Origin of the sequence: Nocardia terrae (assembly GCF_009760405.1) — a bacterium.
GTDB lineage: Bacteria > Actinomycetota > Actinomycetes > Mycobacteriales > Mycobacteriaceae > Nocardia > Nocardia terrae.
Genome location: NZ_WRPP01000001.1, coordinates 793676 through 819558, shown reverse-complemented (window position 1 = coordinate 819558; position 25883 = coordinate 793676). Strand labels below are relative to the sequence as shown.

23 protein-coding genes are annotated in these 25883 nt (G+C 66.4%); 9 read left to right on the top strand and 14 right to left on the bottom strand.

Going from position 1 to position 25883, the window contains the following annotated elements:
• Window positions 1-144: 144 nt before the first annotated feature.
• Window positions 145-1245: an ABC transporter substrate-binding protein gene (locus GPX89_RS03660; RefSeq protein ID WP_157355067.1), complete on the top strand. Its 1101-nt coding sequence runs from the start codon at window positions 145-147 to the stop codon at window positions 1243-1245.
• A 6-nt stretch (window positions 1246-1251) separates the two neighbouring features.
• On the opposite strand, the gene GPX89_RS03655 is transcribed toward GPX89_RS03660, so the two are convergent.
• From GPX89_RS03655 to mgtE, 3 genes are all read right to left on the bottom strand, one after another.
• Window positions 1252-2079 carry a DUF6585 family protein gene (locus GPX89_RS03655; RefSeq protein ID WP_157355064.1) on the bottom strand — a complete coding sequence of 276 codons (828 nt, stop codon included), beginning with the start codon at window positions 2077-2079 and terminating at the stop codon, window positions 1252-1254.
• 234 nt (window positions 2080-2313) lie between these two features.
• Entirely contained in the window at window positions 2314-3276 is a 963-nt protein-coding gene (gene nrdF, locus GPX89_RS03650) for a class 1b ribonucleoside-diphosphate reductase subunit beta (protein WP_328601473.1), read from the bottom strand.
• Between the two features lie 244 nt (window positions 3277-3520).
• Window positions 3521-4918, bottom strand: a complete 1398-nt coding sequence (gene mgtE / locus GPX89_RS03645; protein WP_157355061.1) for a magnesium transporter — start codon at window positions 4916-4918, stop codon at window positions 3521-3523.
• A gap of 430 nt (window positions 4919-5348) precedes the next feature.
• On the opposite strand from mgtE, the gene GPX89_RS03640 reads away from it, so the two are divergent.
• Together GPX89_RS03640 and GPX89_RS45745 are read left to right on the top strand one after the other, a co-directional pair.
• On the top strand, window positions 5349-6017 hold the full coding sequence (locus GPX89_RS03640; protein ID WP_328601472.1) for a response regulator transcription factor: 669 nt from the start codon (window positions 5349-5351) through the stop codon (window positions 6015-6017).
• Complete coding sequence (locus tag GPX89_RS45745; protein WP_157355059.1) at window positions 6014-7312, top strand: sensor histidine kinase; 1299 nt, start codon at window positions 6014-6016, stop codon at window positions 7310-7312. The genes GPX89_RS03640 and GPX89_RS45745 overlap by 4 nt, the downstream gene beginning before the upstream one ends.
• On the opposite strand, the gene GPX89_RS03630 is transcribed toward GPX89_RS45745, so the two are convergent.
• On the bottom strand, window positions 7284-8546 hold the full coding sequence (locus GPX89_RS03630) for an MFS transporter (protein WP_157355056.1): 1263 nt from the start codon (window positions 8544-8546) through the stop codon (window positions 7284-7286). The genes GPX89_RS45745 and GPX89_RS03630 overlap by 29 nt on opposite strands.
• A gap of 58 nt (window positions 8547-8604) precedes the next feature.
• On the opposite strand from GPX89_RS03630, the gene GPX89_RS03625 reads away from it, so the two are divergent.
• Window positions 8605-9261, top strand: a complete 657-nt coding sequence (locus tag GPX89_RS03625; RefSeq protein WP_157355053.1) for a histidine phosphatase family protein — start codon at window positions 8605-8607, stop codon at window positions 9259-9261.
• Here GPX89_RS03625 and GPX89_RS03620 read toward each other — a convergent pair.
• Window positions 9258-9920, bottom strand: a complete 663-nt coding sequence (locus GPX89_RS03620; RefSeq protein WP_157355050.1) for a DJ-1/PfpI family protein — start codon at window positions 9918-9920, stop codon at window positions 9258-9260. The two genes, GPX89_RS03625 and GPX89_RS03620, sit on opposite strands and share 4 nt — an antisense overlap.
• 195 nt (window positions 9921-10115) lie before the next feature.
• Between GPX89_RS03620 and GPX89_RS03615 the strand changes: the two genes are divergently transcribed.
• The gene (locus GPX89_RS03615; protein ID WP_157355047.1) at window positions 10116-11390 is read left to right on the top strand and encodes a PucR family transcriptional regulator; all 1275 of its coding nucleotides are present in this window, start codon (window positions 10116-10118) and stop codon (window positions 11388-11390) included.
• Between the two features lie 145 nt (window positions 11391-11535).
• Here GPX89_RS03615 and GPX89_RS03610 read toward each other — a convergent pair whose 3' ends face one another.
• A complete protein-coding gene (locus GPX89_RS03610) occupies window positions 11536-12732 on the bottom strand; it encodes a lipase family protein (RefSeq protein ID WP_157355044.1) in 1197 nt (398 codons plus the stop codon).
• 318 nt (window positions 12733-13050) lie between these two features.
• On the opposite strand from GPX89_RS03610, the gene GPX89_RS03605 reads away from it, so the two are divergent.
• Window positions 13051-13293: a hypothetical protein gene (locus tag GPX89_RS03605; RefSeq protein WP_157355040.1), complete on the top strand. Its 243-nt coding sequence runs from the start codon at window positions 13051-13053 to the stop codon at window positions 13291-13293.
• Window positions 13294-13328: 35 nt separating this feature from the next.
• Here GPX89_RS03605 and GPX89_RS03600 read toward each other — a convergent pair whose 3' ends face one another.
• Window positions 13329-14324: an alpha/beta hydrolase gene (locus GPX89_RS03600; protein WP_235946648.1), complete on the bottom strand. Its 996-nt coding sequence runs from the start codon at window positions 14322-14324 to the stop codon at window positions 13329-13331.
• 613 nt (window positions 14325-14937) lie between these two features.
• Between GPX89_RS03600 and GPX89_RS03595 the strand changes: the two genes are divergently transcribed.
• Window positions 14938-16401, top strand: coding sequence for an HNH endonuclease signature motif containing protein (locus tag GPX89_RS03595; RefSeq protein WP_157355038.1), 1464 nt, complete (start codon window positions 14938-14940; stop codon window positions 16399-16401).
• A gap of 394 nt (window positions 16402-16795) precedes the next feature.
• Here the strand turns inward: GPX89_RS03595 and GPX89_RS03590 are convergent, their stop codons facing one another.
• The 7 genes from GPX89_RS03590 to GPX89_RS03560 all read right to left on the bottom strand — a co-directional run bounded on the left by GPX89_RS03590 (window position 16796) and on the right by GPX89_RS03560 (window position 23900).
• A complete protein-coding gene (locus tag GPX89_RS03590) occupies window positions 16796-17794 on the bottom strand; it encodes a DUF2332 domain-containing protein (protein WP_157355035.1) in 999 nt (332 codons plus the stop codon).
• A 17-nt stretch (window positions 17795-17811) separates the two neighbouring features.
• Complete coding sequence (locus GPX89_RS03585; RefSeq protein ID WP_157355033.1) at window positions 17812-18894, bottom strand: serine hydrolase domain-containing protein; 1083 nt, start codon at window positions 18892-18894, stop codon at window positions 17812-17814.
• 74 nt (window positions 18895-18968) lie between these two features.
• Entirely contained in the window at window positions 18969-21074 is a 2106-nt protein-coding gene (nrdE, locus tag GPX89_RS03580) for a class 1b ribonucleoside-diphosphate reductase subunit alpha (protein ID WP_157386990.1), read from the bottom strand.
• 35 nt (window positions 21075-21109) lie between these two features.
• The gene (gene nrdI / locus GPX89_RS03575; protein ID WP_157355030.1) at window positions 21110-21580 is read right to left on the bottom strand and encodes a class Ib ribonucleoside-diphosphate reductase assembly flavoprotein NrdI; all 471 of its coding nucleotides are present in this window, start codon (window positions 21578-21580) and stop codon (window positions 21110-21112) included.
• 67 nt (window positions 21581-21647) lie between these two features.
• A complete protein-coding gene (locus GPX89_RS03570; RefSeq protein WP_157355027.1) occupies window positions 21648-21887 on the bottom strand; it encodes a redoxin NrdH in 240 nt (79 codons plus the stop codon).
• 450 nt (window positions 21888-22337) lie between these two features.
• On the bottom strand, window positions 22338-23237 hold the full coding sequence (locus GPX89_RS03565; RefSeq protein WP_157355024.1) for a G1 family glutamic endopeptidase: 900 nt from the start codon (window positions 23235-23237) through the stop codon (window positions 22338-22340).
• 96 nt (window positions 23238-23333) lie between these two features.
• The gene (locus GPX89_RS03560; protein WP_157355021.1) at window positions 23334-23900 is read right to left on the bottom strand and encodes an NAD(P)H-dependent oxidoreductase; all 567 of its coding nucleotides are present in this window, start codon (window positions 23898-23900) and stop codon (window positions 23334-23336) included.
• A 207-nt stretch (window positions 23901-24107) separates the two neighbouring features.
• Between GPX89_RS03560 and GPX89_RS03555 the strand changes: the two genes are divergently transcribed.
• Window positions 24108-24686, top strand: coding sequence for a TetR/AcrR family transcriptional regulator (locus GPX89_RS03555; RefSeq protein ID WP_157386989.1), 579 nt, complete (start codon window positions 24108-24110; stop codon window positions 24684-24686).
• A gap of 30 nt (window positions 24687-24716) precedes the next feature.
• Complete coding sequence (nadE, locus tag GPX89_RS03550) at window positions 24717-25553, top strand: ammonia-dependent NAD(+) synthetase (RefSeq protein ID WP_157355018.1); 837 nt, start codon at window positions 24717-24719, stop codon at window positions 25551-25553.
• Window positions 25554-25883 lie beyond the last annotated feature (330 nt).

The following is a 25883-nucleotide window of genomic DNA, read 5'->3' as shown; positions in this document are numbered from 1 at the left end:
ATGACGAACGACGGTTGGCTTGCGCTGTGAGAGATCGTAAACCGTGTTCCGACGGCGCTCGCCACGGGTCCTACTCTGTGTCGTATTTCTGGGGCGCAGGTGTCGTAATTGGGAGTCGCCGGGCCCCGCTGTAGGCTGCCCCGCATGCCGGTGCGCGAGTCCGCTTCCACCCGAAACACGTTCGCCTCCACCTTCTCCCCTTTGCGTCATTTGCGCAGTGTGGTGTTGGTCTCGGCGGCGACCATGCTCACGGTGGGTCTGGTCGCGGGATGCAGCAAGACCGATGACAACTCCGCGAACATCGTGCGCACCACCACGAATATCGCGGGCGCGGGCGTCGTCGGACTCGAGCGCGACACCGCCAAGGCGTGCCCGCTACCGAGCAGCCCGGATTCCGCTTCCGGGACAAAGACTGTCAACCACGCCGCGGGCACCTCGGAGGTTCCGGCGGACGCCAAGCGCATCGTGGTGCTGTCCACACCGGCGCTGGACGCCGTCTGCGCGCTGGGCCTGTGGGAGCGGGTGGTCGGCGCGGCCACCGTCACCGGAGCCACGGCGCAGCCCGCCTATCTGGGCACGGGCATCGCCGCCATCCCCGGCATCGGTCCGGTCGGCGATCCGGACCCGGCGAAGATCGCGGCACTGAAGCCGGATCTGATCCTCGGCGCGGCCGCCGACGGCAACCGCTACGACGCGTTGCAGGCCATCGCCCCCACCGTCCTGGTCGGTGACGAAAACGGCTGGCAGGCCACGTTCTCCGGCTTCGCCGAAGCCATGGACCGCAAGACCGCCGGTGCCAGGGCCCTCGACGACTACCGGACCGCCGCCCACGACGCGGGCGTCGCCGCCAACTCCTCCTTCACCCAGGCGTCGGTAATCCGCTTCGACCCCAAGAGCATCCAGGTGCAGGGCGGCAACAGCTTCGCCGCCCAGGTCCTCGGCGACGCGGGCGTCCAACGCCCCCAGCCCCAGCGCGCCGACTCCTTCGAAGTGACCAGCCTGAGTACCGAGACCGACCGCGACAAGATCGAGGGCGACCTCATCTTCCTCATGTTCGACGGCCCCGACGGCCTGAAGTACGGCAAGTCGATCATGCAGGGCGACGACTGGAAGAAGCTCGGCGCGGTCATGGACCGCCGCGAGTTCGCCGTAGAGGACGCCATCTGGCACGGCAGCGGCATCACCGCCGCCCGCGCCCTCCTCGACGACATGCGAGCCAACCTCAACGGCTTCGTCGGCGACTGAGCCGAATCAGCCTGCGGCAGCGGGGTTGTGAGCCTGCCGCAGGTGCTCGAACAGGGCCCGGAACACGAAGAAGTTCGGGATGTCCTTGATCGGCTTGCCGCGCAGGTTGAGTGGGCCGTCGACCGAGTGGAGCTTGACGGCGCCGTCGGCGATCGTCAGGCCCGTCACCTGACCCCACGGCGCGGAGTCCACGAGGGTGCCGACTTCGGTGGCCGTGATCCAGAGGGTCCCGAACTCCACCTTCTCACCCGCCCGCAGCCGTGCCAGCGCGAGCGGTGCCTGCGCGTTCACCACGGCCTGCTGGATTTCCGGGCCCCACTGCTGCACACCGGTGAACGAGTGGTCGATGATCACGGGTATCCGCTTGCCGGATAGGAAGAAGGTGTAGGTGTAGGTCGTCCCGTTGTCTACGCCATTCCTCATGTGCCGCACCAGATTCTGATACACGCGTACCGTGTCGTAGCGGACTCCGACCGCCCGGTCACGGTATCCGATCACCAGGCCGTGTTCGCGCACCTCGAGTCGCCCACCGGCCAGCTTCCGGCTGTAATTCCGTCCGCGCAAATAGATCCCGAGCGTGATCAGGAACCACAGGAACGCGACCATCCCGAAGAACCCGGCCCAATGCGTCCTCCCCGAGTGCGCACCCGTCACCCCGGTGATGACGGCCGCGAGCACCAGTCCACCGGTGACGACCCATGCCCACGTGCTCGATTCCGGTTTCCGCCCGACCGGATACACCGATCGCACGGCTCCCAGGCCCTCACGCTGCGCGGTTTCCTCGATCCGCCGCGAAATCGCCTGATCTTCCCCGGGCACAACAGTTTCCGCCATCGGTTCCCCCTGTCTCCACGACCGTTCGCGCGGCGAATGTTACCGGAAACGACCGAACGGTCCCGAGCGAGATTTGCTCGGGACCGTTCGTCAACCGCGACAACCGATTTCGGAGCGGTCGGGGTAACTCACCGGGTACGCCCGGAGTGGTTTCGGCATTCGACCGCCGACCCGGATGCATGAGTGCTCACGGCACCCGAGCCGTCCGCCGAAAGCCCGGAGAGGCGGGGGAGCTCAGAACTCCCAGTCCTCGTCTTCGGTGTTGACGGCCTTGCCGATCACGTAGCTCGAACCCGAGCCGGAGAAGAAGTCGTGGTTCTCGTCGGCGTTGGGCGAAAGGGCCGAGAGGATGGCGGGGTTGACGTCGCACTCGTCCTTGGGGAAGAGGCCCTCGTAGCCGAGGTTCATCAGGGCCTTGTTGGCGTTGTAGCGGAGGAACTTCTTGACGTCCTCGGTGAGGCCGACCTCGTCGTAGAGGTCCTGGGTGTATTCGACCTCGTTCTCGTAGAGCTCGAAGAGGAGCTCGAAGGTGTAGGACTTGAGCTCTTCGCGCTCGGCCTCGGAGAGGCGCTCGAGGCCCTTCTGGTACTTGTAGCCGATGTAGTAGCCGTGCACGGCCTCGTCGCGGATGATCAGGCGGATCATGTCGGCGGTGTTGGTGAGCTTGGCCCGCGAGGACCAGTGCATGGGCAGGTAGAAGCCGGAGTAGAAGAGGAACGACTCGAGCAGGGTGGAGGCGACCTTGCGCTTGAGCGGGTCCTCGCCGTTGTAGTACTCGAGCACGATCTCGGCCTTGCGCTGCAGGTTCCGGTTCTCCTCGGACCAGCGGAAAGCCTCGTCGATCTCGCGGGTGGAGCACAGCGTGGAGAAGATCGAGCTGTAGCTCTTGGCGTGCACCGACTCCATGAAGGCGATGTTGGTGAGCACCGCTTCCTCGTGCGGGGTCAGCGCGTCCGGAATGAGGCTGACCGCGCCGACCGTGCCCTGGATGGTGTCGAGCAGGGTGAGGCCGGTGAAGACCCGCATGGTGAGTTGCTTCTCATTGGCGGTCAACGTGTTCCACGACGGGATGTCGTTGGAGACCGGGACCTTTTCCGGCAACCAGAAGTTGCCGGTGAGCCGATCCCAGACCTCGGCATCCTTGTCGTCCTGCACACGGTTCCAGTTGATCGCGGTTACTCGATCGATCAGCTTCACGCCCGTTCACACACCCTTCTCAGCTCCCGAGACCCTGCAGATTGCCCTTGCCCTGAACACTACTACTGGTAGGCGACATCCCTACGCAGCACAAGAAGTTGTGTCTTCACGTGTCTTCGTGCTGTCCTGCGAGAACGCGGAAAGGGTGTGGGCAAGTACGCCGCCGACTGGAGAAAATTACAGCGGTGCAATCCGTCACAGCGACCCGGGGTAGCCGTGTCGCAATCGGCCCCCGGTTTGCCGATCAGATGCCGAGCACTACCTTCGCCGTCGTGAAGTAGATGACCAGACCGGTCGCGTCCACCAGCGTGGTCACCATGGGCGCGGAGATAACCGCCGGGTCGATGCGCAGCTTCTTGGCCAGCAGCGGCATGGTGCCGCCGATGGTGGCCGCCCAGCCGCAGATGACGACCAGTGCGATCCCCACCACCACAGCGATTTTCGCCCCCACGAACACGCTGCCGATCACCATCCCGACCACCGCCAGCATGCAGCCGAGCAGCAGCCCGACCCGGCATTCGCGCCAGATCACCTTGAACAGATCCGAGACCCGCACCTCGCCGACCGCGAGCGCGCGCACGCAGGTGGTCGCGGCCTGAGCCCCGACATTGCCGCCGGATCCGATGAGCAGCGGAATGAACAGCGCCAGATGGGCGGCCTGTTCGAGGGTGGGCTCGAAGAAGTTCGTCACCGTCACCGTGAGCGTCGCCGCGACCAGCAGGAGCAGCAGCCACAGCGCGCGATAGCGGGCGAGCTGGAACACGCCCGCGGCCATGTAGTGCCCCTGCCACGGGGAGGCGCCGGCCTGACGCGCCATGTCCTCGGAGTCCGCGGCCTCGATGACCTCCACGGCGTCGTCGATGGTGAGCAGTCCGACGAGGCGGTCCTCGCTGTCCACGACCGGCAGGTTGATCAGGTTGGCGCCCTGCATGAGCCGGGCCGCCTTCTCCGCCGAGTCGGTGGCGCGCACCGAGACCGGTTCGGCGGCAACCAATTCCGCGATCATGGCGTCGGGAGAGGCGAGCACCAGATCACGCAGTTCCACCACACCGATCAGGCGGCGGCCCGCGTCGACGACCGGCAGCGTGTAGACCGTCTCGGCGTTCGAGCCCTTCGCGCGCACGGTCCGCAGCGCCTCGGTGACCGGCAGATTCCGGGGCAGCGCAACGACTTCCGGTGTCATGTAGAAGCCGACGGATCCTTCCGGATAGCCGAGCAGGGCCGCGGTCATGCGGCGTTCGCGGGGGCTGAGCCCCGCCAGGACCTTCTTGGCGACCTTGGCGGGAGCCTCGCGCAGCATGCGGGCGCGGTCGTCGGGATCCATTCCCTCGACGAGTTCCCGGAAGCTGTGATCACGCAGGCCGCTGAGGATCTGCTGCTGGTCGACGGGCTCGAGTTCCTCGAACACGGCCAGCGCCCGGTCCTTGTCGAGCAGACGGAAGGCCATGACCGCGTCGACGGCGTCCATCCGGGCGAGTTCGTCGGCGATGACGTGCGGCGGGTGGTTGTCGAGCCACTCCACGGCGGGGGCCAGGTGATGGCAATCGAGGATGTCGCGCAGCGAATCCCTTTCGGGGCGGCGGACATCGGAGGCGGCGGCGCGCACGTCGGGGCTGACGGCGGGCAGATCGGTCTGCGTCATGGCGGTTCCTCGGCCGAACGGCGAGTCGAGGGTGGATGGATGCGTCGGATCACACCGCGGGCATCGCTCCCACCGCCGCCGGAAATCTATCGACGGGTTCCGGGGAGGATGCCGCGCGGCCATCGACTGGGAGGTTCACCACGCATGGACCTCACCCCCTCCGACGACCGCGATCGATAGAAACAACCGTGTTCAGGATACAGAGGCTTACCTAATCCCGCGTGACCTGGCCGGTACTAACCGGTACTAACCGGTGGCGTGTGGGTGACAACCCCCGGAAAGTGCTCGACCGGGCGGCCAGTTCCGTGAGAGGGTCGACAGAGCAGGCTGCGGGGCCGGTTAGCTGTTCGATCATTTTTCGATCATTTTCGGTAAAGACCCTTCTCCCAGCCGTTGGGCAAGCGTCCGATATGCCCTACTCTCTGCCTCTGTGCGTGTATTGGTGCTAGAGGACGACCACCAGCTCTGCCGTGAGGTAACCGATGGGTTGCGCTCGGCCGGGTTCGCGGTGGACCTCGCCCAGAGCATCGCCGACGCGGATTTCAAGATCGCCATCAATCGCTACGACTGCCTGGTGGTGGATCGCGGCCTGCCCGACGGCGACGGCCTGGACCTGGTCGCCGGGGCGCGCAGCGCCGGCCACACCGTGCCCGCGCTCATGCTCACCGGTCGCGACGGCCTCGACGACCGACTGGCCGGATTCGAGTCCGGCGCCGACGATTACCTGACCAAACCCTTCGCGCTGCCGGAGCTGGTGATGCGGGTGCGGGCGCTGTGCCGCCGCCGCGAACAGCCCACCGCCTCGCGAATCGCGGTGGCCGACATCGATATCGACCTCATGCGCCGCCGCGTCACCCGCGGCGGCATCATGCTCATGCTCACCCCGAAGGAGTTCGCGGTCCTCGAGCTCATGGCCACCCGCCGCGGCAGCGTGGTCACGCGCACCGACCTCATCGAGTGCTGCTGGGACGAAATGGCCGAGCCCGCCTCGAACGTGGTGGACGCGGTGGTCGCCAAACTGCGGCGCAAGCTCGGGGAGCCGAGCGTCATCGAGACCGTGCGCGGCACCGGATTCCTTATCGCCGGCGGAGTTTCGTGAGCACCCACCGCTCCCCCGCCGTGGCCCGGCTCAAGCGGGCCCGCTGGTTCATGACGGCGCTGGTCACCGTGATCACCGCGGCGGCCGTGCTGGTCTTCGGTTTCGTGGCCGCCACCATCGACGCGCACGCGCGCGAGACCCGGGCCCAGGATCAGGCCGAGCGGGTGGCGGGCGGGCTCGCGCGCGCGATCCAGCACGACGACAAGCAGGTGCTGGACCTGTCGACGGTCGTCGACGACGAGCTGGCCAAGGGTTCCACGGGCGTCGTCATCGTGGTGCGCAAGCCGGGCGAGCAGTGGAAGCAGGTGCACACCTACCAGCGCTCGCTCATGCCCGACGACAGCCAGATCGCCACGCTCGCAACGCAGGTCGAGGACCACGCGGACGGCGTGATCTACCAGGGCAACCGGTACGGCTCCACCGACATCACCGGCCGCGAGGTGACGGTGGCGGGCAGCCCGGTGTTCTGGAACGACTGGGACAACACCGTCGTCATCCTGGCCGGGACCGAGGCCGTGGCCGACGCCGGCGCGCATCGAACCCTGGTGTGGGAGTTGGTGATCGGCGGCATCCTGTTCGTCCTGCTGGCCGCGGCCGCGACCTATCTGATCTCGGGCCGCAGCCAGCGGCAGGCGCTGCGCATGCTCGACGAGCACGAGCAGTTCCTGGGCGACGCGGCACACGAATTGCGTACGCCCCTCACCACTTTGAAGCTGCTCACCGAATCCAAGCCCAAACCCGAAGAGGTGCAGCAGACGCTGGCGGAGGCGCGCCGGCTGGCGGATCGCATGGCGCGCTTGGTGACCGGACTCCTGGCCCGTGCCCGCATGCAGTCCGGCATCGCCGAACCGGAGCGGACCATGCTGCGGCTGGATCAGCTCGCCGAAGCGGTGGCCGAGGAGGCCGGGGACCCGCGCATCGTGGTGACCGCGCACCCCAGCGTCGTGGTCGGCGACCCGCAGCTGCTGAGCCTGGCCATCCGGAACATGTTGGAGAACGGGCTGACCCACGGTGCGGTCAACCGGGCCGCACCGGTCGAGGTGCACGTGGCCGAGGGCCGGGTCAGCATTCGCGACCACGGCCCGGGCGTGGATCCGGTCATGTCGGCCAGCCCGTTCAACCGCGGCGCGGCCGGGCGGACCGGACGCAACGGCATCGGCCTGGCGCTGGTCGCCTGGGTGGCGCAGGCCCACGGCGGCAACGCCTCCATCGAACCCGCGGCGGGCGGCGGCACCATCGCCACGCTGTGGCTGCCGCCCGCCGACATCACGACAGGGGTGCCTGCTTCCCGCTGAGCGGACCCCAGACAGCCAGCAGCGCGACCATCACCAGCAGCGCCACCGTGATGACGGTGAACACGGTCCCCGGACCGCGATGGTCGAGCAAGGGAAGCAGCAGGAACGGCTGCACGGCCGTACTCAGCTTCGACAGCGAGTAGGTGGTTCCCGACGCCGTACCGCGCACGCTGGTCGGGAAGGACTCCGGCAGATAGGTGTGGATGGCGTCGGAGAACACATTGCTGGCGAGTGTGAACAGGCCGCCGGAGAGCAGGATCAGCGGCACCGCGTTCGCGAAACCGAAGATCAGGCCGAACACCGCCATCGCGGCGGCGCTGCCCATCACCAGGTACTTCCGTTCGACGCGTTCCATCAGCGGGATCGCCAGCAGCGAGCCGAGCGGATATCCGAGATAGGTGATCGCCAGATATCCCAGGGAGTTCACCACCGTGAATCCCTTGTGCTGCAGCACCAGAACCGCCAGCGTGCCGAAACCGTAATAGCCGAACACCTGCAGGATCATGACCGCCGAGAACAGGGCGGTCCGGCCGCGGAAGGGCTTGCGCAGGATCTCGCTGAACGGCACCCGGTTTCGCTCCTGCCGGGCCTCCCAGTGCGGCGATTCCGGCATGTGACGACGCGCCACGAACACCAGTGCCGCGCCCAGACCGCCGAATACGAACAGCCAGCGCCAGCCGTCGATCCCGAAGGGATGCAACGGAACCAGCCAGCGGGCCAGGAACCCGACGGCCGGGACGGCACAGAATCCCAGCGTGTAGGCGACGGCGATCATGCGGCCGCGCACCCGGGCGGGCATGGTCTCGGAGAGGTAGGTGTCCGACAGTGTCATCTCCGCACCGATGCCCAGACCGGCCAGCGCACGGGTCGCCATGAGGAACCAGACGTTCGGGCTGAACGCGCCCAGCAACGTGAAGCCGGCGTAGACGCCGATGTTCACCATGAACATGCGGCGGCGGCCATAGACGTCCGAGAGCCGGCCCAGCACCAGCGCGCCCAGGAACTGGCCGCCGAAGGCCGAAGCCAGGATGCCGCTGAGCTCATAGGTCGACAGATGCAGCTGCTGCTTGAGGACGCCGGTGATGGTGCCCGCCAGGAACAGTTCGTACAGGTCGAAGAACAGGCCCATGCCAACCAGGGCGACCAGCTTGTAATGCACCGGGCCCAGCGGCTGTTCGTCCAGCCGGACGGGCGGGGTGGATCGCGTGTCGCGCGCGTCGCCGAATGTGGTCATCGGACAGACATAGCATTTTCGGCGTACAGCGGGCCAGGGTTGAGCTCACCATGGATACGTGCATGTGGTGGGACCCGGACTCGAATCGCTGACCATGGTGCGTCACGGCCAGAGCGTCGTCAACGCCGCCCCGTATGACGGGGGGATGCAATTCATCACCGGCACAAGGGATGCCGATGTGCAGCTGACGGAGCTCGGGGTCACGCAGGCCACGGCCGCGGGTAAGCGGCTGGCGGAGATCAGCCCGGCGTTCGATCTGGTGATGTGCTCGCCGTATGTGCGCACCCGCGAGACCGCGCGACTCGCCCTCGCGAGCCTGACCCCGCCGCCGATCGTCTTCGACGAGCGGCTGCGCGATCGCGAGACCGGAATCCTGTTCGGGCTCACCAGGACCGGGATCATGGTCCGCTATCCGCGCGAGCATCGCGAGCTACGCCGGCTCGGCAGTTTCTACCACCGGCCGCCCGGCGGCGAGTCCTGGCCGGACGTGGCCCTGCGGCTGCGCAGTGTGCTGGGGGAAATGCACGGGCACGTCCTGGTTTTCACGCACGATATCGCGGTCGTGTTGACGCGCTACCTGTTCGGGGAGCTGGACGAGGCCGATATCAGCGCGCAGACCGGAGCCGAGGTGCGCAATGCCTCGATAACCCGATGGGAGCGGACGGATTCCGGATTGCGGCGCACCATGTACAACGACACCGCGCACCTGGATTAGCGGGACTGGGTCGGATCCACCGAGCCGATCGCCCATTCCGCGCCCGACGGCCAGTCGGTGCCGCGCGGCGGGGCGGGATCGTAGTGGATGCCGCGGCGGACCCAGCGGGCGCGCTCGTCACCGGCGAGCCGCTGCACCAGGTACAGGGCCATGTCGGTACCCGCGGAGACGCCCGCCGAGGTGACGATGTCGCCCGAGTCGACGTAGCGGGCCTCGCGGTCGACGTCGATGCTGGGATCGAGTCCGGCGAGCACGTCCAGCGACCGCCAGTGGGTGGTGGCCCGGCGGTCCTTCAGCAGCCCGGCGGCGGCCAGTACCAGCGCGCCGGTGCACACACTGGTGATCAGCGGGACCTGATCGCGTTGCGCCCGAACCCAATCCAGCATCTCCGCGTCGTGCACCATGGGCCGGGTGCCCTGTCCACCCGGGAATACAAGAACATCCATGGCGGGCGCGCTGTCGAACGAGTGGTCCGGTGTCACTTTCAGGCCCTTGGCACACTGCACGATCGCACCGGTGCGGGAGAAGGTGAACACCTCCCAGCCGTCCTCGGGAATCATGCGGGTCCAGAAGGCCAGGACCTCCCAGGGCCCGACGAAATCGAGCTCCTCGACCCCGTCGAACACCAGAATTCCGATCCTGCGCTTCGCCTCGGTCATGGGTTCGATGCTTCCACCCGGTAGCGCTACGGTGTCATGCGGGGCCCGCCTGTCACATGTGAGAAGTCACAAGTTCGCCGGGAGCACATTACTGTGGCCTCACAGCACAGTTCGATCTCGCCGTTCGAAAATGCGGCATGCGTTAGCGTTTCAGGTCCCGGAAGGGGCACAACCCGGGGGTGGAAGGGAGCACGGATGTCCGTGGAGATTCCGGCCCGGGCTGGGCTCACCGTGTCCGGCAGTCCGATATCGTCGCCGCTCAAGGACGTGCGCGGGCTCGCGCAGACCATGGTCGGCCACTTCGTGGAGACGGTCGCACCGTGCGGGACACTGCCCGGCGACGCCATTCACGGGGACGTCACCGCCATCACCCGGATCTGCCTCGAACTGGCCGTGGGCATGCTGGACGGTCGCGACATCCCGGAGAAGACCAAGCGGCTCGAGGAGGCCGCCGCGCAGTGGGCGCGGGAGGGCATTCCCATCGACACCATCCACCACGCCATCCACGAGGGCTTCAAGATCGGGTCCGAACTGGTGATGGCCAATGCCATGTCGCGGCACGTCCGCCAGGAGGGCGACGACGGCGACGCGACGCTGGTGATCGCGGCCGCCGATATGGACAACATCATGGACGGCGCGAAGCTGGTGGTGGAGCTGCTGGACCGGATGACCTCCGCGGTGGCCATGTCCTATGTCCGCGAGCTGCGGGCCGTGGTGAGCGAACATCACACGGCCGTCCACACTTTGACCTCCGCGCTGCTGGGCGGGCACAGCACCTCCACCATGGCGCGGGAGTGCGGGATCGAGATCGCGGAGCGGTATCACGTGCTGGCGCTTGCCATTCCGGATCATCCGGAGGAGCACTCCCCCACCGTGGACGGGGCCGTCGTGGCGCGCCGCAAGTTGCGGCGGGTGCAGGCGGAGCTGGCCACGCGGTATCCGGACAAGGTGCTGTCGTTGTTGAGTGTGGACGGCGGGACGCTGCTGGTGCCGGTGACCGCACTTGCTGACGAGCAGCTCGATGAGTTGCTGGAGCAGCTGTCGCGGGCCGCGCGGGTGCCGATGACGGCGACGCTGGTTTCCGCTGCGCCGCAACAGATTCCGGATGCGGCTGATCAGGCGCACGAGTTGTTGGATATCGTGCATCGACTACGGCTGGTGCGAGGGTTGTTCCGGTTCGATGAGCTCGCGCTGGAATACCAGCTGACGAGACCGGGGCCCGGGCGCGACCATCTCGGGTCGTTGCTGGATCCGCTCGATGAGCATTCCGAGCTGTTGGAAACTCTGCAATCGCATATCAGCAATAACCTGAATCGGCAGCGGACTGCGCGAATGCTGCACGTGCATACCAATACCGTCGACTATCGGCTCAAGCGGATCGGGCAGCTGACGGGGTTCGATCCCACCCAGGCGTCCGGTCTGTGGTATCTGCGGTCTGCGCTGGTCGCCCGGACTTATCAGGCCGGATAGACCGAAAGACCAAGAACCAAAGACAAAGACGCCTGGACAAGGGAGAGGGGACGGCCGGGTTGGGAAGCCCAGCGCAGTTTCCAGCCGCCTCGAGGCTCGGCCGCGTTGACCTCCCGGTGTAGATGGCCGACTGGGCCGGCTTCCGTCAGCAGTTGCTCGGTGCGGGCTCGCCGCGCATGCGGGCATCCAGCCACATGAGCGCGGACGGGACTCCCAGCACTGCGGCGGTGAGGTGGTCGGGGACCGGCTCCAGTTGGGACATGACCTTCGCCCCGGCGGCGCAGTAGCGGTGGATGGTGTCGGTGATGGCGTCCACCGGGATCAGGCCGTCGATGGGTGAATGCCATTCGAATACGGGCATGTTCGGGATGCCGCTGTAGAGCTCGAGGCTGTTCTCCTCCACGACCGAGCGAGCCTGCGGGTCCTCGGTCATGACGGTCGTCTTGGCGATGTCGAGCGCGCCCTGGCCCGCGCCCGCGGCGAGGATGTCGTTGGTGCAGCTGTTGACCAGCCGGTCGCGAATGGCCAGGCCGCGGTCGTTGAGCTGGTCGGTGAGCGGAAAGCGGTCGGGGTATTCGCGTTCCAGGCCCAGGCCGGCCGCGAGCGCCAGCCCGAACGCCGGATGCCGGTTCATGCCCAGGGTTTCCAGCATGGAGACCAGGTTCATCGGGACGCCGCCCATGGCCGCGCCCGCGATGTGCAGTTCGGGGGCGTAGGTCGCGGCCATGGCGGCCGCCCACGCGGTGGCCATGCCGCCGCCGGAGTATCCGGCCAGGCCGACCGGGCTGTGCTCGAGGTTCAATTCGGGCACCCGCTGGACCGCGCGGATGCCGTCGAGGGTGATCTGCCCGCCGAGTCTGGCCGCGCCGTAGGCGACCCGGGGCCCGAGATGGTCGGGCAGGGCCACGCTCCAGCCGCGCTGCAGCATGAAGTTCCAGGCCGGGGCCTCCCGGATCATGAGGTTGGGGTCGGTGGTGTAGAGCTCCCGGGAGATGGCGCACTGCGCGCCCAGGCCGTTGATGATCTCCTGCAGAGACAGCAGCGGGGCGTCCGGGCGGCGGTTGTGCGGGGAGAGCACGGTGGTGGTGGCCGCGATCGGCCGGTCCTCGGAACTGGTGGAGCGGAACTTGATCAGCGTGACGTCGGTGTCGGGGAAGCTCGCCAGCGCGGGCATGCTGCGCACGGCCAGCACGTCGCCGGGCTGGTGGTCGGCGATGTCGGCGGGGGCGGCGTAGAACGGGTCCGGGTCCGGTGCGGGTAGCAGTGGTTGTGCGGCAGCCGATCCCGAGGCCGCCACCACCATCAGAGCGCCGATGATCGCGATCGGCACACGAATCCTCATGCCCGGCAGCGTAGAAACTCGCGGGCGACGCGACGAGGGGACACGACGAACGTTCCGAACACTCACAATCCGGACGCCGGTCGGATTGTGACCGGGAGCAGCCGGCGACTCGTTCCCGTTCGCACCCTGCATGTTTGAGACGAGAATGTTTCTGTTCCATCGGGTAACAACAAAACTCGCGCGGGGCTTGTGACATTTCCAAGCGGCGCCCTGAACACGTTCTCATCCACGGTATTCCAGTTACTTTCGGCCACAGAGACGCGTGGCCGCCGCAGGGGTCGGTCGCGCGGCTCCCGGACACATCGAGGAGCAGCACACATGACCGGCATCACCGAAAGCAAGGTCTTGTTCGACAGCTCGGGGGAAGCGCTCACGCACCGGGTCACCGTCTATCTGGGCGGCCCCGACGACGGAGCCGAACTCACCATGGAATACGCGGCCACCTGGAAGGAGGCGTCCGATTTCACCGTGGCGGCGGTACACGCCGGATTGGCCGTGACGGTGGACGGGCGGATCCGGCCCGGACTGCGCCGACTACCCCGATACGGTTTCCGGCATTGAGATAGGCGGTGCCGCAGCCGATTCGGGCAGTGAATTCACCGCCCGAACGCGGTCGCGAGCGTGTCCCAGGCCGGACCCAGCTGCGCCGAGAAATCCTCCCAGGCATGAATTCCGGTCGGCTCGTAATGCACGGTGGCGGGAATCCCCAAGTCGGTCAATCGTCTCGCGAAATTCTCGGTGCAGATCCGGGCACCGGCCTCCAACGCGACACCGCCACCGGCGGCCTGCAACGAGCCGACGATATCCGGAGACCTCAGCAGCTCCGTCAAATCGGGCGCACCCGGAACGCCGGACGCGGCCGAGAGATAGATGACCGTGCCGCGCAATGCTTCCGCACCGACCGTGCTGTCGTGCGAGATCCAGTCGAGGGTGCCGGGCGGTCCCCACATCTTCATCACATTCCCGCCGCGCGAGGCGACCGTGAGCGCGGTGACCGCGCTGCCCGTGCCGTCCACCGTGGAATAGCAGCCGCTCAGCCCGGCGACGGCGCGATACAGGCCCGGATGGCGGTGGGCCAGCATCATCGCGCCCTGCGCGCCCATGGAGACGCCCGCGATCGCGCGCTGCCCGTCGGAGTGCAGGTAGGGCTCGATGACGCCGGGCAGTTCGCCGGTGAGGAAGGTGTCCCAGCGGTTCCAGCCGAGGGTGGTGTCGGGGTGCTCCCAATCGGTGTACATACTGCCGGTGGCGCCTGCGGGGAAGACCACGTCGACCGGTTTGTCGGCGAAGAAGTCCGCGGCGTGGCCCTTGGTCAGCCAATCCGACACACCCTCGGCGTCGACGCCGTCGAGGAGGTAGAGGGTCGGCCGGGGTCCGTCACCGGAACCGTGCAGCACGTCCAGGGTGACCGGACGTCCCATGGACACCGAATCCACCTCCACCCGCTCCCAATGCGGACCGATTCGATCGGAATGCACGACGCCGGTGCGCCTCGGGAACCGATCCGCCGACGCGCTGACGGGCAGGCTCGCGACAATCGCCAACACGGCCGCGACCAAGGCCGCCGTCCGCCATGTTCTGTTGTCCGACAAAGTAACTCCTGACGCCGGGCGTGATATCCGAAGAACCCACCGGGCGGCTGCGAGGTTTCCGCCCGGCGGGTGTCTTCATCCGATGGGAGTGCAGTGCTGTCTGCACCGGCAGTACATGAATAAAACAAGAGTCCTCGATGTGCGGGGGCAGGAGAGGACCCGAATTCACCTCCAAAAAGCGTGTCCCAGTGCGGTTTTCCGGTCATGACATCGGCCGCGCATTTTTCGATCCGATATCCGACCACTGCGAGCCTATCCAGGCACCCACCCCGACCGGCAGGGCGCGAAGCACCTTCTGGAGACTTCACAATGACGGCCGACCCGCACGTGGGACCCGCCACAGCACCGAACTACCTCGCCCATTCACCGCAGCCGATGTCTTGAAACATCGGGAACTCACTTTGTGAGGGCTCACAATCAGTGTGTGCACAGCTTCACACACAAAGGATCGACAGAGTGAAGTACTGCATCGCGAGCTCTGCTCAACTCGAGCCAAGGGTGCTGCCATAATTCACCCGCACACCAGCATATTTCACCGTTATATGACCGAGATGTGTTGCTGTACAGGACAATTCGGATTCCTTTCGAGTGTATTCGGCGGTAGAATAGTGCTATGACCAGGGGCGGCGAGACTTTCGAGAGCGTCACGATTGCCGAGGCGATCGCGGCGATGTCGAAGGCCACCGATACCCTGCTCGGCGATTGCCTGGACTCACTCTCCGACCAGGATTTCGTTGCGGCCATGCAGGAGTGGGAGACCGCCAAGCGCCGCATGGCCGCGGTCGACCACCTCGTGGTCGGACAGGTCAAGGCCCGTAATCTGCCGGAGAAGGCGGGCTGGCGAGCCCAGCACACCGCGAAGTACCTGCAGCAGACGCTGCGCTTGAGCAATGGCGAGGCCCGCGCACGGGTCGGGGCCGCCGAATGGTTCGGGCCGCGTCAGGAGGCCGGTCAGATCCTGGAACCGGAACTGGCATGGACGGCCGCGGTGCAGGAGCAGGGTCTGATCTCGTCCGATCACACTCGGACGATCGGCAAGATCATGGCCCGCATCCCCGCGAAAGTCGATCCGGTCCAGCGTTTTCGCGCCGAAGCCCATCTCGCGGTGGCCGCGACCACTCTCACGCCCGACCAGCTGCCGACGATCGGCGACCGGATCCTGGGCTACCTCGACCCCGACGGCACACTGCTCTCCGAGGCCGACCGGATGGCGCGGCGTGGCGTGAGCTTCGGCAAGCCCGGAGTGGACGGCATGTCACCGATGACGGCACTGCTCACCCCGATGGCACGGGCGCTGCTCGATCCGATCTTCGCCGACCTGGCCCAGCCGGGCATGTGCAACCCCGAGGACCCCGAAAGCCCCTGGCGCGCAGAGGGAATCGACCTGGAGACGTTGAAGGCCGCCGCCCGTCGCGACAACCGCTCGGCCGCGCAGCGCCAACACGATGCCCTGGTGGCGTTCCTGCGCCCGGAGATGGGCCCGGCCAACCTCGGTCAGCACCGTGGCCTGCCCGTTTCCACCATCATCACCATGAGCCTGGCCGAGGTCGAAGCCGCCGCCGGAGTCGCGACCACCGCCACCGGCGGGACCGTCCCGCTCGAGGAAGCCCTGGTATTGGCGCAGCAGGCCAAGCCCTACCTGGCGATCTTCGACCACCACGGCCGCCCCCTGCACCTGGGACACACCAAGAAGCACCGGCTGGCCAACTCCGCCCAGCGGATGGCACTGATCGCCGCCGAGCGCGGCTGCACCCGCCCGGGCTGCAACGCACCCGCCACCTTGTGCGCGGTCCACCACGTCACAGACTTCGCCAAGGGCGGCCCCACCGACATCGAAAACCTCACCCTCGCTTGCGATTCCTGCCACTCCCTGATCGGAGAAGGCCCCACCAAGTGGCAAACGGTGGTCATGCCAACAGATTCCGAACACGCCGGACGCATCGGCTGGATCGCACCAACCAGCATCGACCCCACCCGCACTCCGCAGGTGAACGAGATTCACCATGCCGGGGAGCTGATGGCCGCCTCGCTCACCAAGATCCGCGAACGCAGCCGCCCTCGATGGCGAGCCGCGTGAAGCCCGGCACGGCCGATGCCGTGCCGCGCTTCCGCATGTGATTCATCGGCATGAGGCCAGGTAACCCCGGGGGAAGACTTCCTGGAGTAAATGTGCGGCAACAGGATTGCGTATCAATCGGATGTACCGGAAGCGTGGTTGCGTCGCCTGCCCTACCGAACTTGGGCTGACGCCAGGTTGGGAGCCGCCACCTCACCTCCCGGCCCACGGACCGCACGCATCACCTTCTCGAGACAAAACCAAAGACAAACAACCCCAAAATTTTTGAGTGGGGCTGTAACCCGGCCACTCGGGCATCCGCGCCGGGAGGCCAACGCGGTGCGAGCCTCGAGGAGGCTGGAACCGAGCCCCGGCCCCCAACCCAGCCAGCCCCTCCCCCTCCTCTAGGCGTCTTTTATCTTTTGTCTCTTTGCTTTTCGCTCTCCCCGTCCGCCCCGAACCAGTCCAGCGTCTGCCCATGCGGCCGTGCGTATGCCACCGGCACCCCATCTGACGAGACAACCATATGGACATCGGACGGCCCGGGAGGCAGTGTGCGACGGGCGAACTCGATCACCCCCGGCGCTTCATTGGTGACCCATTCGCACCCGATTTCACGCATCATCGCAGGAAACGCCAGACGATCGGCCCGGGGAAGATAGACCAGCACGGCACTACCGAACACTATGACGGGAATGTCGGCCGGTGCCGCACGAACCAGCTCAGCCAGCCCTGTCATGAGATCCCCCTGGACCAGATGCGGTGGGTCCTTGCGGGCGATGGCTGCGGCATTGCGCAACCGCTCCAACCGATTTCGCTGCTCCGGCCAAACCAGCGACTCCAGCCAGCGCATGTCATCCGAGTCGCTCACATCGAGCGGATTGAGGTCGATCCCCGCCCGGTAGACGACATTCGGCAGTTCGGCGGGAAGCGGCGGATTGCCGCTCGTGGCACAGGGCAGTACGACGCTGGACCTCCCGTCCCGGGGGTCGACATCGATCTCGTCGTTGTAGCGGTAGCTGTATCGGTCCGGGTACAGGCACAGCCCGGCGGAAGCACCGAATTCGATGAGTGCCACCGGATGCGAGCCGTAACCGGACAAAACAGGCAGCAGCGCCGCGGTCCGTCCCACCTCATTGGTCTGGGTCCGTCGCGTCATGGCGACATCCCGTACCTGCGCCCAATTGCTGATCAAGAAATCCTTGAACTCCTCGAACGGGCAGAGCACCCGCACCCCGAGGTACCTCGCCGCCCCGAAGATCAGATTCGGTTGCCGCTTGTTCACGGGCAAGGTGTCGATCAGCCCGAGAAGCTCCGCGTCTCCGGCGATTCCGAGTCCCCAGCGCCCATAACACGGCGAGTAGCCGCGCACCTCCGCCTCGGCGAAGGACCGGTAGCGTTCAGCGGTGTCCATGACTCCCCTCTCGGTTTTCACTGCGCCGAGGAGCAAGCGGCGGATTGCTCGTCGACGACGGCGATCTGCTGACAGGCCCAGCCTCGGCTCAGTCGCCACGCGCCGTCGACCGCGGTGAAGGGCACCAGCATCGGCAGGTTGCCGTGCGGCGTGGTGGTGGAGGTGGTGGCGAACATTCCGGTGCCGATGATGTTGTCGTTGTCGACGGTAACCGAGATGGCGAGGGTCGAATAGGCGTGGGCCACCTTGGTCATGAGGTCCGGGTCCTTGTCGTCGCCCTCGACGCGCAGTCGCTTCGCGGCCGGTGGGATGGCCGGATTCAACGCCTCGCGGAGCCGGTCGTTCAGGTCGCCCGGTGCGGGGAGCGTGGGAGTGGGAGCTGTCGCCGAGGCATCCAGACCGGGGATGGTTCCGGGATAGAGTTTCGCCGCCAGACCCATCCAGAGTGATTGGCTGTTGAGCGGAAGCAGCGACACGTAGTGCGGGCTGTACTGGTTCGACACGACCGCGAGGCTGACCTTGCGCTCGGGCAGGTACATCGTCATCGCCGTATAGCCGAGCACTCCCCCGTCGTGGCCGATCCAGGAGCCCTCTCGCATGATCCCGAGCCCATAGTCCATCGGGCTGCCGAATGCGGATCCCGCGGTGAAAGTCGTTCGCGCTCGCAGGGTTTCCGACTTCAGGAACCGGCCCTCGGCGAGCATCGGGGCGTAGGCGGCCAGGTCGGTCACCGTGGAGACCAGCGAACCCGCCGCACCCCAGACCGTCGGTGGTGTACGCGTGGTGACGTCGGTGCGGACATCGTGGTCGTAGCCGTAGCCGCGGGCGTGCGGGTCGGGCATGGTCGCGTCGGCCGGGAAGCTGGTGTCCCGCAGCCCATAGTCGCGGACGAGGTCATTGATGACGTCGCGCACCGGTCGGCCGGTGACCTTTTCGAGCACCAGTCCCAGCAGGAAGTAGCCGGAGTTCGTGTAGTCGGTGGCGGTGTCCGGTGGCGTCGCCTTGTCCGGATGAGCTCCGATGACCCGCAGTGCGTCCGAGGGAGTCCAGACGCGATCCGTTGCGGCCGCATCGGTTTGCGGCACGAACTCGCGGTCCACCGCGAAATCGTAGACACCGCTAACAGGGGTGCCTCCGGAAAATCCGGAGGCACCCCTGTGAAAAGCGTTGCCGCTTACAGCATGCAGCTCACGCAACCCTCGACTTCGGTTCCCTCCAAAGCCATCTGGCGGATGCGGATGTAGTACAGCGTCTTGATGCCCTTGCGCCAGGCGTAGATCTGGGCGCGGTTGACATCGCGGGTGGTGGCGCTGTCCTTGAAGAACAGGGTCAGCGACAGGCCCTGGTCGACATGCTGGGTGGCCGCGGCGTAGGTGTCGATGACCTTCTCGTAGCCGATGTCGTAGGCGTCCTCGAAGTATTCGAGATTCTCGTTGGTCAGGTAGGGGGCCGGGTAGTAGACGCGGCCGATCTTGCCTTCCTTGCGGATCTCGATCTTGGAGGCGATCGGGTGAATCGAGCTGGTGGAGTGGTTGATGTAGGAGATCGAGCCGGTCGGCGGCACGGCCTGCAGGTTCTGGTTGTAGATGCCGTGCTGCATGACCAGGGCCTTGAGCTCGCGCCAGTCGTCCTGGGTGGGGATGTGGACGTTCGCGTCGGCGAAGATCTCGCGCACCCGCTCGGTCTTGGGCTCCCACACCTGCTCGGTGTACTTGTCGAAGAACTCGCCCGAGGCGTACTTCGACTCGGGGAAGCCGCCGAAGTACGAACCCCGCTCCTGCGCGATCAGATTCGAGGCGCGAATCGCGTGGTAGGCGATCGTGTAGAAGTAGATGTTGGTGAAGTCGATGCCCTCTTCGGAGCCGTAGTGGACGTGCTCACGCGCCAGGTAGCCGTGCAGGTTCATCTGGCCCAGGCCGATGGCGTGGGACTCGTTGTTGCCCTGCTCGATCGAGGGCACCGAGTAGATGTGGGTCTGATCCGACACCGCGGTCAGGGCGCGGATCGAGGTCTCGACCGTCTTGCCCAGATCCGGCGAATCCATCGTCTTGGCGATATTGAGCGAACCCAGGTTGCACGAGATGTCCTTGCCCACCTTGGCGTAGGACAGGTCGTCGTTGAACTCCGAGGCGGTGGAGACCTGCAGGATCTCCGAGCACAGGTTGGAGTGGGTGATCTTGCCCGCGATCGGGTTGGCCCGGTTCACGGTGTCCTCGTACATGATGTACGGGTAGCCCGACTCGAACTGCAGCTCGGCGAGGGTCTGGAAGAACTCGCGAGCCTTGATCTTGGACTTGCGAATCCGCTTGTCGTCGACCATCTCGTAGTACTTCTCGGTCACATTGATATCGGCGAACGGCTGGCCGTAGATGCGCTCGACGTCGTACGGCGAGAAGAGGTACATGTCCTCGTTCTTCTTCGCCAGCTCGAAGGTGATGTCGGGGATCACCACACCCAGCGACAGCGTCTTGATGCGGATCTTCTCGTCCGCGTTCTCGCGCTTGGTGTCCAGGAACCGGTAGATGTCGGGGTGGTGCGCGTGCAGGTACACCGCGCCCGCGCCCTGACGCGCGCCCAGCTGGTTGGCGTAGGAGAACGAGTCCTCCAGCAGCTTCATGATCGGGATGACGCCCGAGGACTGGTTCTCGATCTTCTTGATCGGCGCGCCGTGCTCACGAATATTGCTGAGCAGCAAGGCCACACCGCCGCCGCGCTTGGACAGCTGCAGGGCGGAGTTGATCGAGCGACCGATGGACTCCATATTGTCCTCGATGCGCAGCAGGAAGCAGGACACCGGCTCACCGCGCTGCTTCTTGCCCGAGTTGAGGAAGGTCGGGGTGGCGGGCTGGAAACGGCCGTCCATGATCTCGTCGACCAGCTCGCTCGCCAGCTTCTCGTCACCGGCGGCCAGGGTCATGGCGACCAGACACACCCGATCCTCGAAACGCTCCAGGTAGCGCTTGCCGTCGAAGGTCTTGAGCGTGTAGCTCGTGTAGTACTTGAACGCGCCGAGGAAGGTCGGGAAGCGGAACTTCTTGGCGTACGCCTGCTTGAACAGCTTCTTGGTGAAGTCGAAGCTGTACTGGTCGAGCACCTCGACCTCGTAGTAGTTCTCCTTGACCAGGTAGTCCAGCTTCTCCCGCAGATTGTGGAAGAACACCGTGTTCTGGTTGACGTGCTGCAGGAAGTACTGGTGCGCGGCCTCACGATCCTTGTCGAACTGGATCTCACCATTGGGGCCGTACAGGTTCAGCATGGCGTTGAGGGCGTGGTAGTCCATGCCCTCGGTCGCGGAGTCGCCGCTGACCGGGCGCTCTACGCGGGCAGTCTTTCCGACCGGTGCTGTTGTCGTTGCCAAAACAAGTCCAATCCCTCTCGGACGCGCGCGACGTCCTCGGCAGTTCCCATGAGTTCGAAGCGATACAGGTACGGGACCCCTGCCTTACGTGAGATGACTTCTCCCGCATAGCAGAACGTATCGCCGAAGTTCGTGTTGCCACTCGCGATCACGCCGCGCAGCAGTGCGCGGTTGTGTGGATCGTTGAGGAACTTGGCCACCTGTCGGGGGACGAATTCCTTGTCGGATCGCTGTCCACCCAAAACGTGCCGACCTCCCCCGTAGGTGGGGACGATCAGCACGTAGGGATTGTCGACGCGAAGCGAGTCGGCGGTATGAAGCGGTATGCGAACGGCGGGGATGCCCAGCCGCTCGACGAAGCGGTGCGTGTTCTCCGAAGCGCTCGAGAAGTAGACCAGATCCGGTGTCGCACGCAGATCTTCGGACATCTTCCCTCCTTTCGATTCGGACGAACCTGCAGGAGGCCACCGGGATGAACCGGCGGCGTCTGGCCCGCTAGGCGACGGCGACGACGTCGGCCAGAGCCTTGATGCGGTCCGGGCGGAAGCCGGACCAGTGGTCGTCACCGGCGACAACGACGGGGGCCTGCAGGTAGCCCAGGGCCATGACGTAATCGCGGGCTTCGGGGCTCTCGGAGATGTCGATGACGTTGTACTCGACACCGGCCTTGTCGAGGGCGCGGTAGGTGGCGTTGCACTGGACACAAGCGGGCTTGGTGTAAACGGTGATGGTCATTGGTATCCCCTTCTCCTGGCCTTCGGTCCGTATGCAGTGCACGGCTAAAAGACGATCCACGTACTTGATGCGCAAACCCCTGGAAGCGGAACCGAAGCCCCAGCTCACTCGGTGAACTTCGAGGTGTTCGCCTAGTGGCCTTCCAGCTCCCAAGACACTACACCTAGTGGCCGACAGATTCATACAACACGACATGTTGCGACTCACAAAGGTGAAATTCCGGTGCCGTAAGTACCTGGACACTCGATTCGCAACTCGACACGACTGCGACGCACATCACAATTTGGACCTACAGTTCATTTCCAGCAAACACACCATCACCGCTGATCAACACGCTTCTCACGAGTCACAACAGACTCGAGCGACCACCCGGTTTGCCGACCCGCCGCGCCGGGCCCCCAATTCCAGGGGCCCCGCTCCGCCCGGCGTGTCGCGGCGCGAACAGCGAAACTACTGGATCGTGAACGAGGCCCCGTCGACCGGTCCGGGCGCCAGCAATCGATTGGTGGCCGGAATGCCGTACACCTGGGCGTCGTAGTCCGACAGCGGCCGGCCGTCGATGCTGATGTCGGTGAAGGTGATCGGCGCGAAACCCGGCAGGGCCGCGTCCAGGTGTCCCTCGACCACGATCTCCGCGGTCCTGGCGGGCACGTTCGAGGCGGCGACCGTGGTGCGGGTCCAGTTCGCGGTGCGGTTCTCCAGCGTCATGAGGTAGCGCCCGCCGTCCCAGCTGACCGCCGAATGCATGGTGTCGCCGGGACGCACCTCCACGTCGTCGTAGCTCACCGGCGGGTCCGGATAGCCCTCCCACCAGCCGTCGACCTCCTGGTCCGGCCGGCAGAAGCCGCCGAAGACGCCGATCGAGCAGAGCCCGTTCGCGGCCGCGCCGAGGGCGTTGGACAGCTTCGAACCGGCATTCATGACCGTCCCCGCGAAACGCGGATCGGCATAGGCCACGCCCGCGGCGAGCGTCTCGACCTGCAGACCCGGCAGGGCCGCGTACATCGCCGCGTCGCTGGCGCACAGCGACTCGACGCCGGTCTGCATGAGCGGCAGGGCCACCGTGCCGTCGAGGCCCTGCGCCCCGTTCAACCCCACCCAGGGCACCACGCGCTGCAGCACGCCGGGATCCCGGCAGTCCACCTCCGGCTGCACCCAGGTGGCGCTGACCTCGTGGAAATCCCCCCGAACCACGTACCCGGCCCAGTTGCCCAGGTAGAGGCGGACATTGGAAACACTCGCCTCGGCCGCCGCGTCGGCCGCGTTCACCACCACCGCGGCGGCGGAGACGGCCAGGGTGACCGCCATGAAACAACGGCCCCACGCAGAGTTGCCCGTTGATAGCTTCATGATCTGACGGTAGCCCGGATCGCCCCGGAAAAGCGGCAGGCCACGGCTGAAAAGCCGTGGCCTCGCGCTGAATTCAGTTGGCGATCGGTACGCCCGTCAGGCGTTCACCCGAGCGTTTGCGGCCTGCGTCAGCAGGTTCACGGTGGCGGCCAGCTGGGTGATGGCCTCGGCATCGTCGGCCGGGTGGGTCTCGACGAAGCGCTGGCCGATGGTGGCGAAGTTCAGCGACGCCTCCTTGACGACCTCGGCACCGGCCACGCCGAGCGCCTTGACGGCGTCGTCGTGCGACCACTTGGCGGCGTTCGGGCTGATGGAGGCCGAGATGACCGCGGCCGGAAGTCCCTTGAGCGCACCCGCGCCGTACGGGCGCGACGCCCAGTCGATGCCGTTCTTCAGCACGGCCGGGAGGGTGCCGTTGTATTCGGGGGTCACCAGCAGCACGGCGTCGGCCTTGGCGACGGCGTCACGCAGATCCTGCGCGGCAGCCGGGACCTTGCCCTCGACGTCGATGTCCTCGTTGTAGAAAGGAATCTCGCCCAGGCCCTCGTAGATGGCGAGCTCGACGCCCTCGGGAGCGGTCTTGGCGGCGGCCTCGGCGAGGCGACGGTTGATCGACGCGGCGCGAAGGCTGCCGACCAGGACGAGAATGCGGGTCTGCGACATGATGATCACCTCAGGGTTACTGATTCAGCGGCGGAAGTTTCGATACACTGTAACCGGACCACAGTCCGCTTCCATTCCCCGGGTAGGAGCACAACCGTTGTGACACGCGACACCCCAGCCGACGACGCTGTCGCGCTGCCCAATATCGCCCTGTCGATCGAACCCGTCGGCACCCAGGCGGCCCCGCCGCACTCGGTGCCGCTGCTCATGCCCGGCAGTAGCCACGAGCGCAGCGACGCCGCCCGCAACCGGCAACTGCTGCTCGACGCCGCCGAGACACTGGTGCGGGAACAGGGCGCGGACGCGGTCACCATGGACGCGGTCGCCAAGCTGGCCGGCGTCGGCAAGGGCACGGTGTTCCGCCGCTTCGGCAGCCGCGCCGGACTCATGCTGGCCCTGCTCGACCAGTCCGATCAGAAACTGCAGTGGGCCTACATGTTCGGGCCGCCGCCGCTCGGGCCCGGCGCGCCCGCGGTGGAGCGGCTGATCGCCTTCGGGCGCGCCCGGCTGGCCCTGGTCGAGGTCGAGGGCGATGTCCGCAAGAACGCCAATATCGGCGGACAGTACGGCGGGCCGCCCTACAACATCGCGAAAACCCATGTGTCGCTGCTGCTCCGGGAGGCCCGATGTCCGGGCGACATCTCGCTGACCGCCGATACGCTGCTGGCCACGCTGGACGCCGCGCTCGTCCTGCATCAGATCCGCGCGCTGGGCTACACCCTCGATCAGGTCGGCGATCACTGGGAGACCCTCGTCCGGCAGGTCACCGCTCCCGCTGAGCGATAGCTGTCACCGGCCGCCAAGTACAGTGTCGCCATGGGGAACCTGCGCGAAGAGATCATCGCCGAACTGGGCGTGCTGCCGACCATCGAACCGAAAACCGAAGTGCGGCGGCGCATCGACTTCCTCAAGGAATATCTGCGCTCCACGCCCGCCAAGGGCTTCGTGCTGGGCATCAGCGGCGGCCAGGACTCCAGCCTCACCGGCCGCCTGTGCCAGCTGGCCGCCGAGGAGTTGCGGGCCGAGGGCCACGACGCCACCTTCGTAGCCGTGCGCCTGCCCTACGGCGTCCAGTTCGACGAGGAGGACGCCCAGATCGCGCTGCGGTTCATCCAGCCGGATCGCTCGGTCACCGTGAACGTCAAGCCCAGCGCCGACGCCGCCGCCGGCGAGGCCGCCACCGGAATCCTGGAGCTGCACGAGGAACCCCGGCTGCGAGACTTCGTGCGCGGCAACATCAAAGCCCGCGAACGCATGGTGTTGCAGTACGCCATCGCCGGTCAGCTCAACATGCTGGTGGTCGGCACCGACCACGCCGCCGAAGCGGTCACCGGCTTCTTCACCAAGTTCGGCGACGGCGGCGTCGACATCACCCCGTTGACCGGCCTCACCAAGCGCCAGGGCGCCGCCCTCCTGCAAGAACTCGGCGCACCCCCCAGCGTCTGGCAGAAGGTCCCCACCGCCGACCTCGAGGACGACCGCCCCTCCCTCCCCGACGAGGAAGCCCTGGGCCTGAGGTACTCCCAGATCGACGACTACCTCGAGGGCAAGCCCGTCACCCCCGAAGTCTCCGACCGCCTCGAAACCATCTTCCGCAACACCCGCCACAAGCGAACCGTCCCGGTGACCCCGCTCGACACCTGGTGGAAGTAGACCTCCGATAACGAATACGGCAGTTGGGCGACCGGCCGACGGTCTTCGAACCGACCGCCGCCGGACCGAACGCCCGGCTGCCGCGCGAAACACCTCTGTGGCAGCGGCCCTGGCCGCGGACCATTGCAGCCACGGTCGGGCGTGCCGGCCATGCGAACCGGGCGGCCCGTGCCGGACGCTCGGGCACGCCGCATCTACTGGACCGCTTCGGCCGAGTCGTGCGGGACCTGTGCGTATCCACCACCGAGAACTGCTCGCTGCACTGCACCCACCGCACGCCGGAGGAGATGTGTTGGAAGGCCCGGCCAGGCCGCACCACCCGCAGTTCGG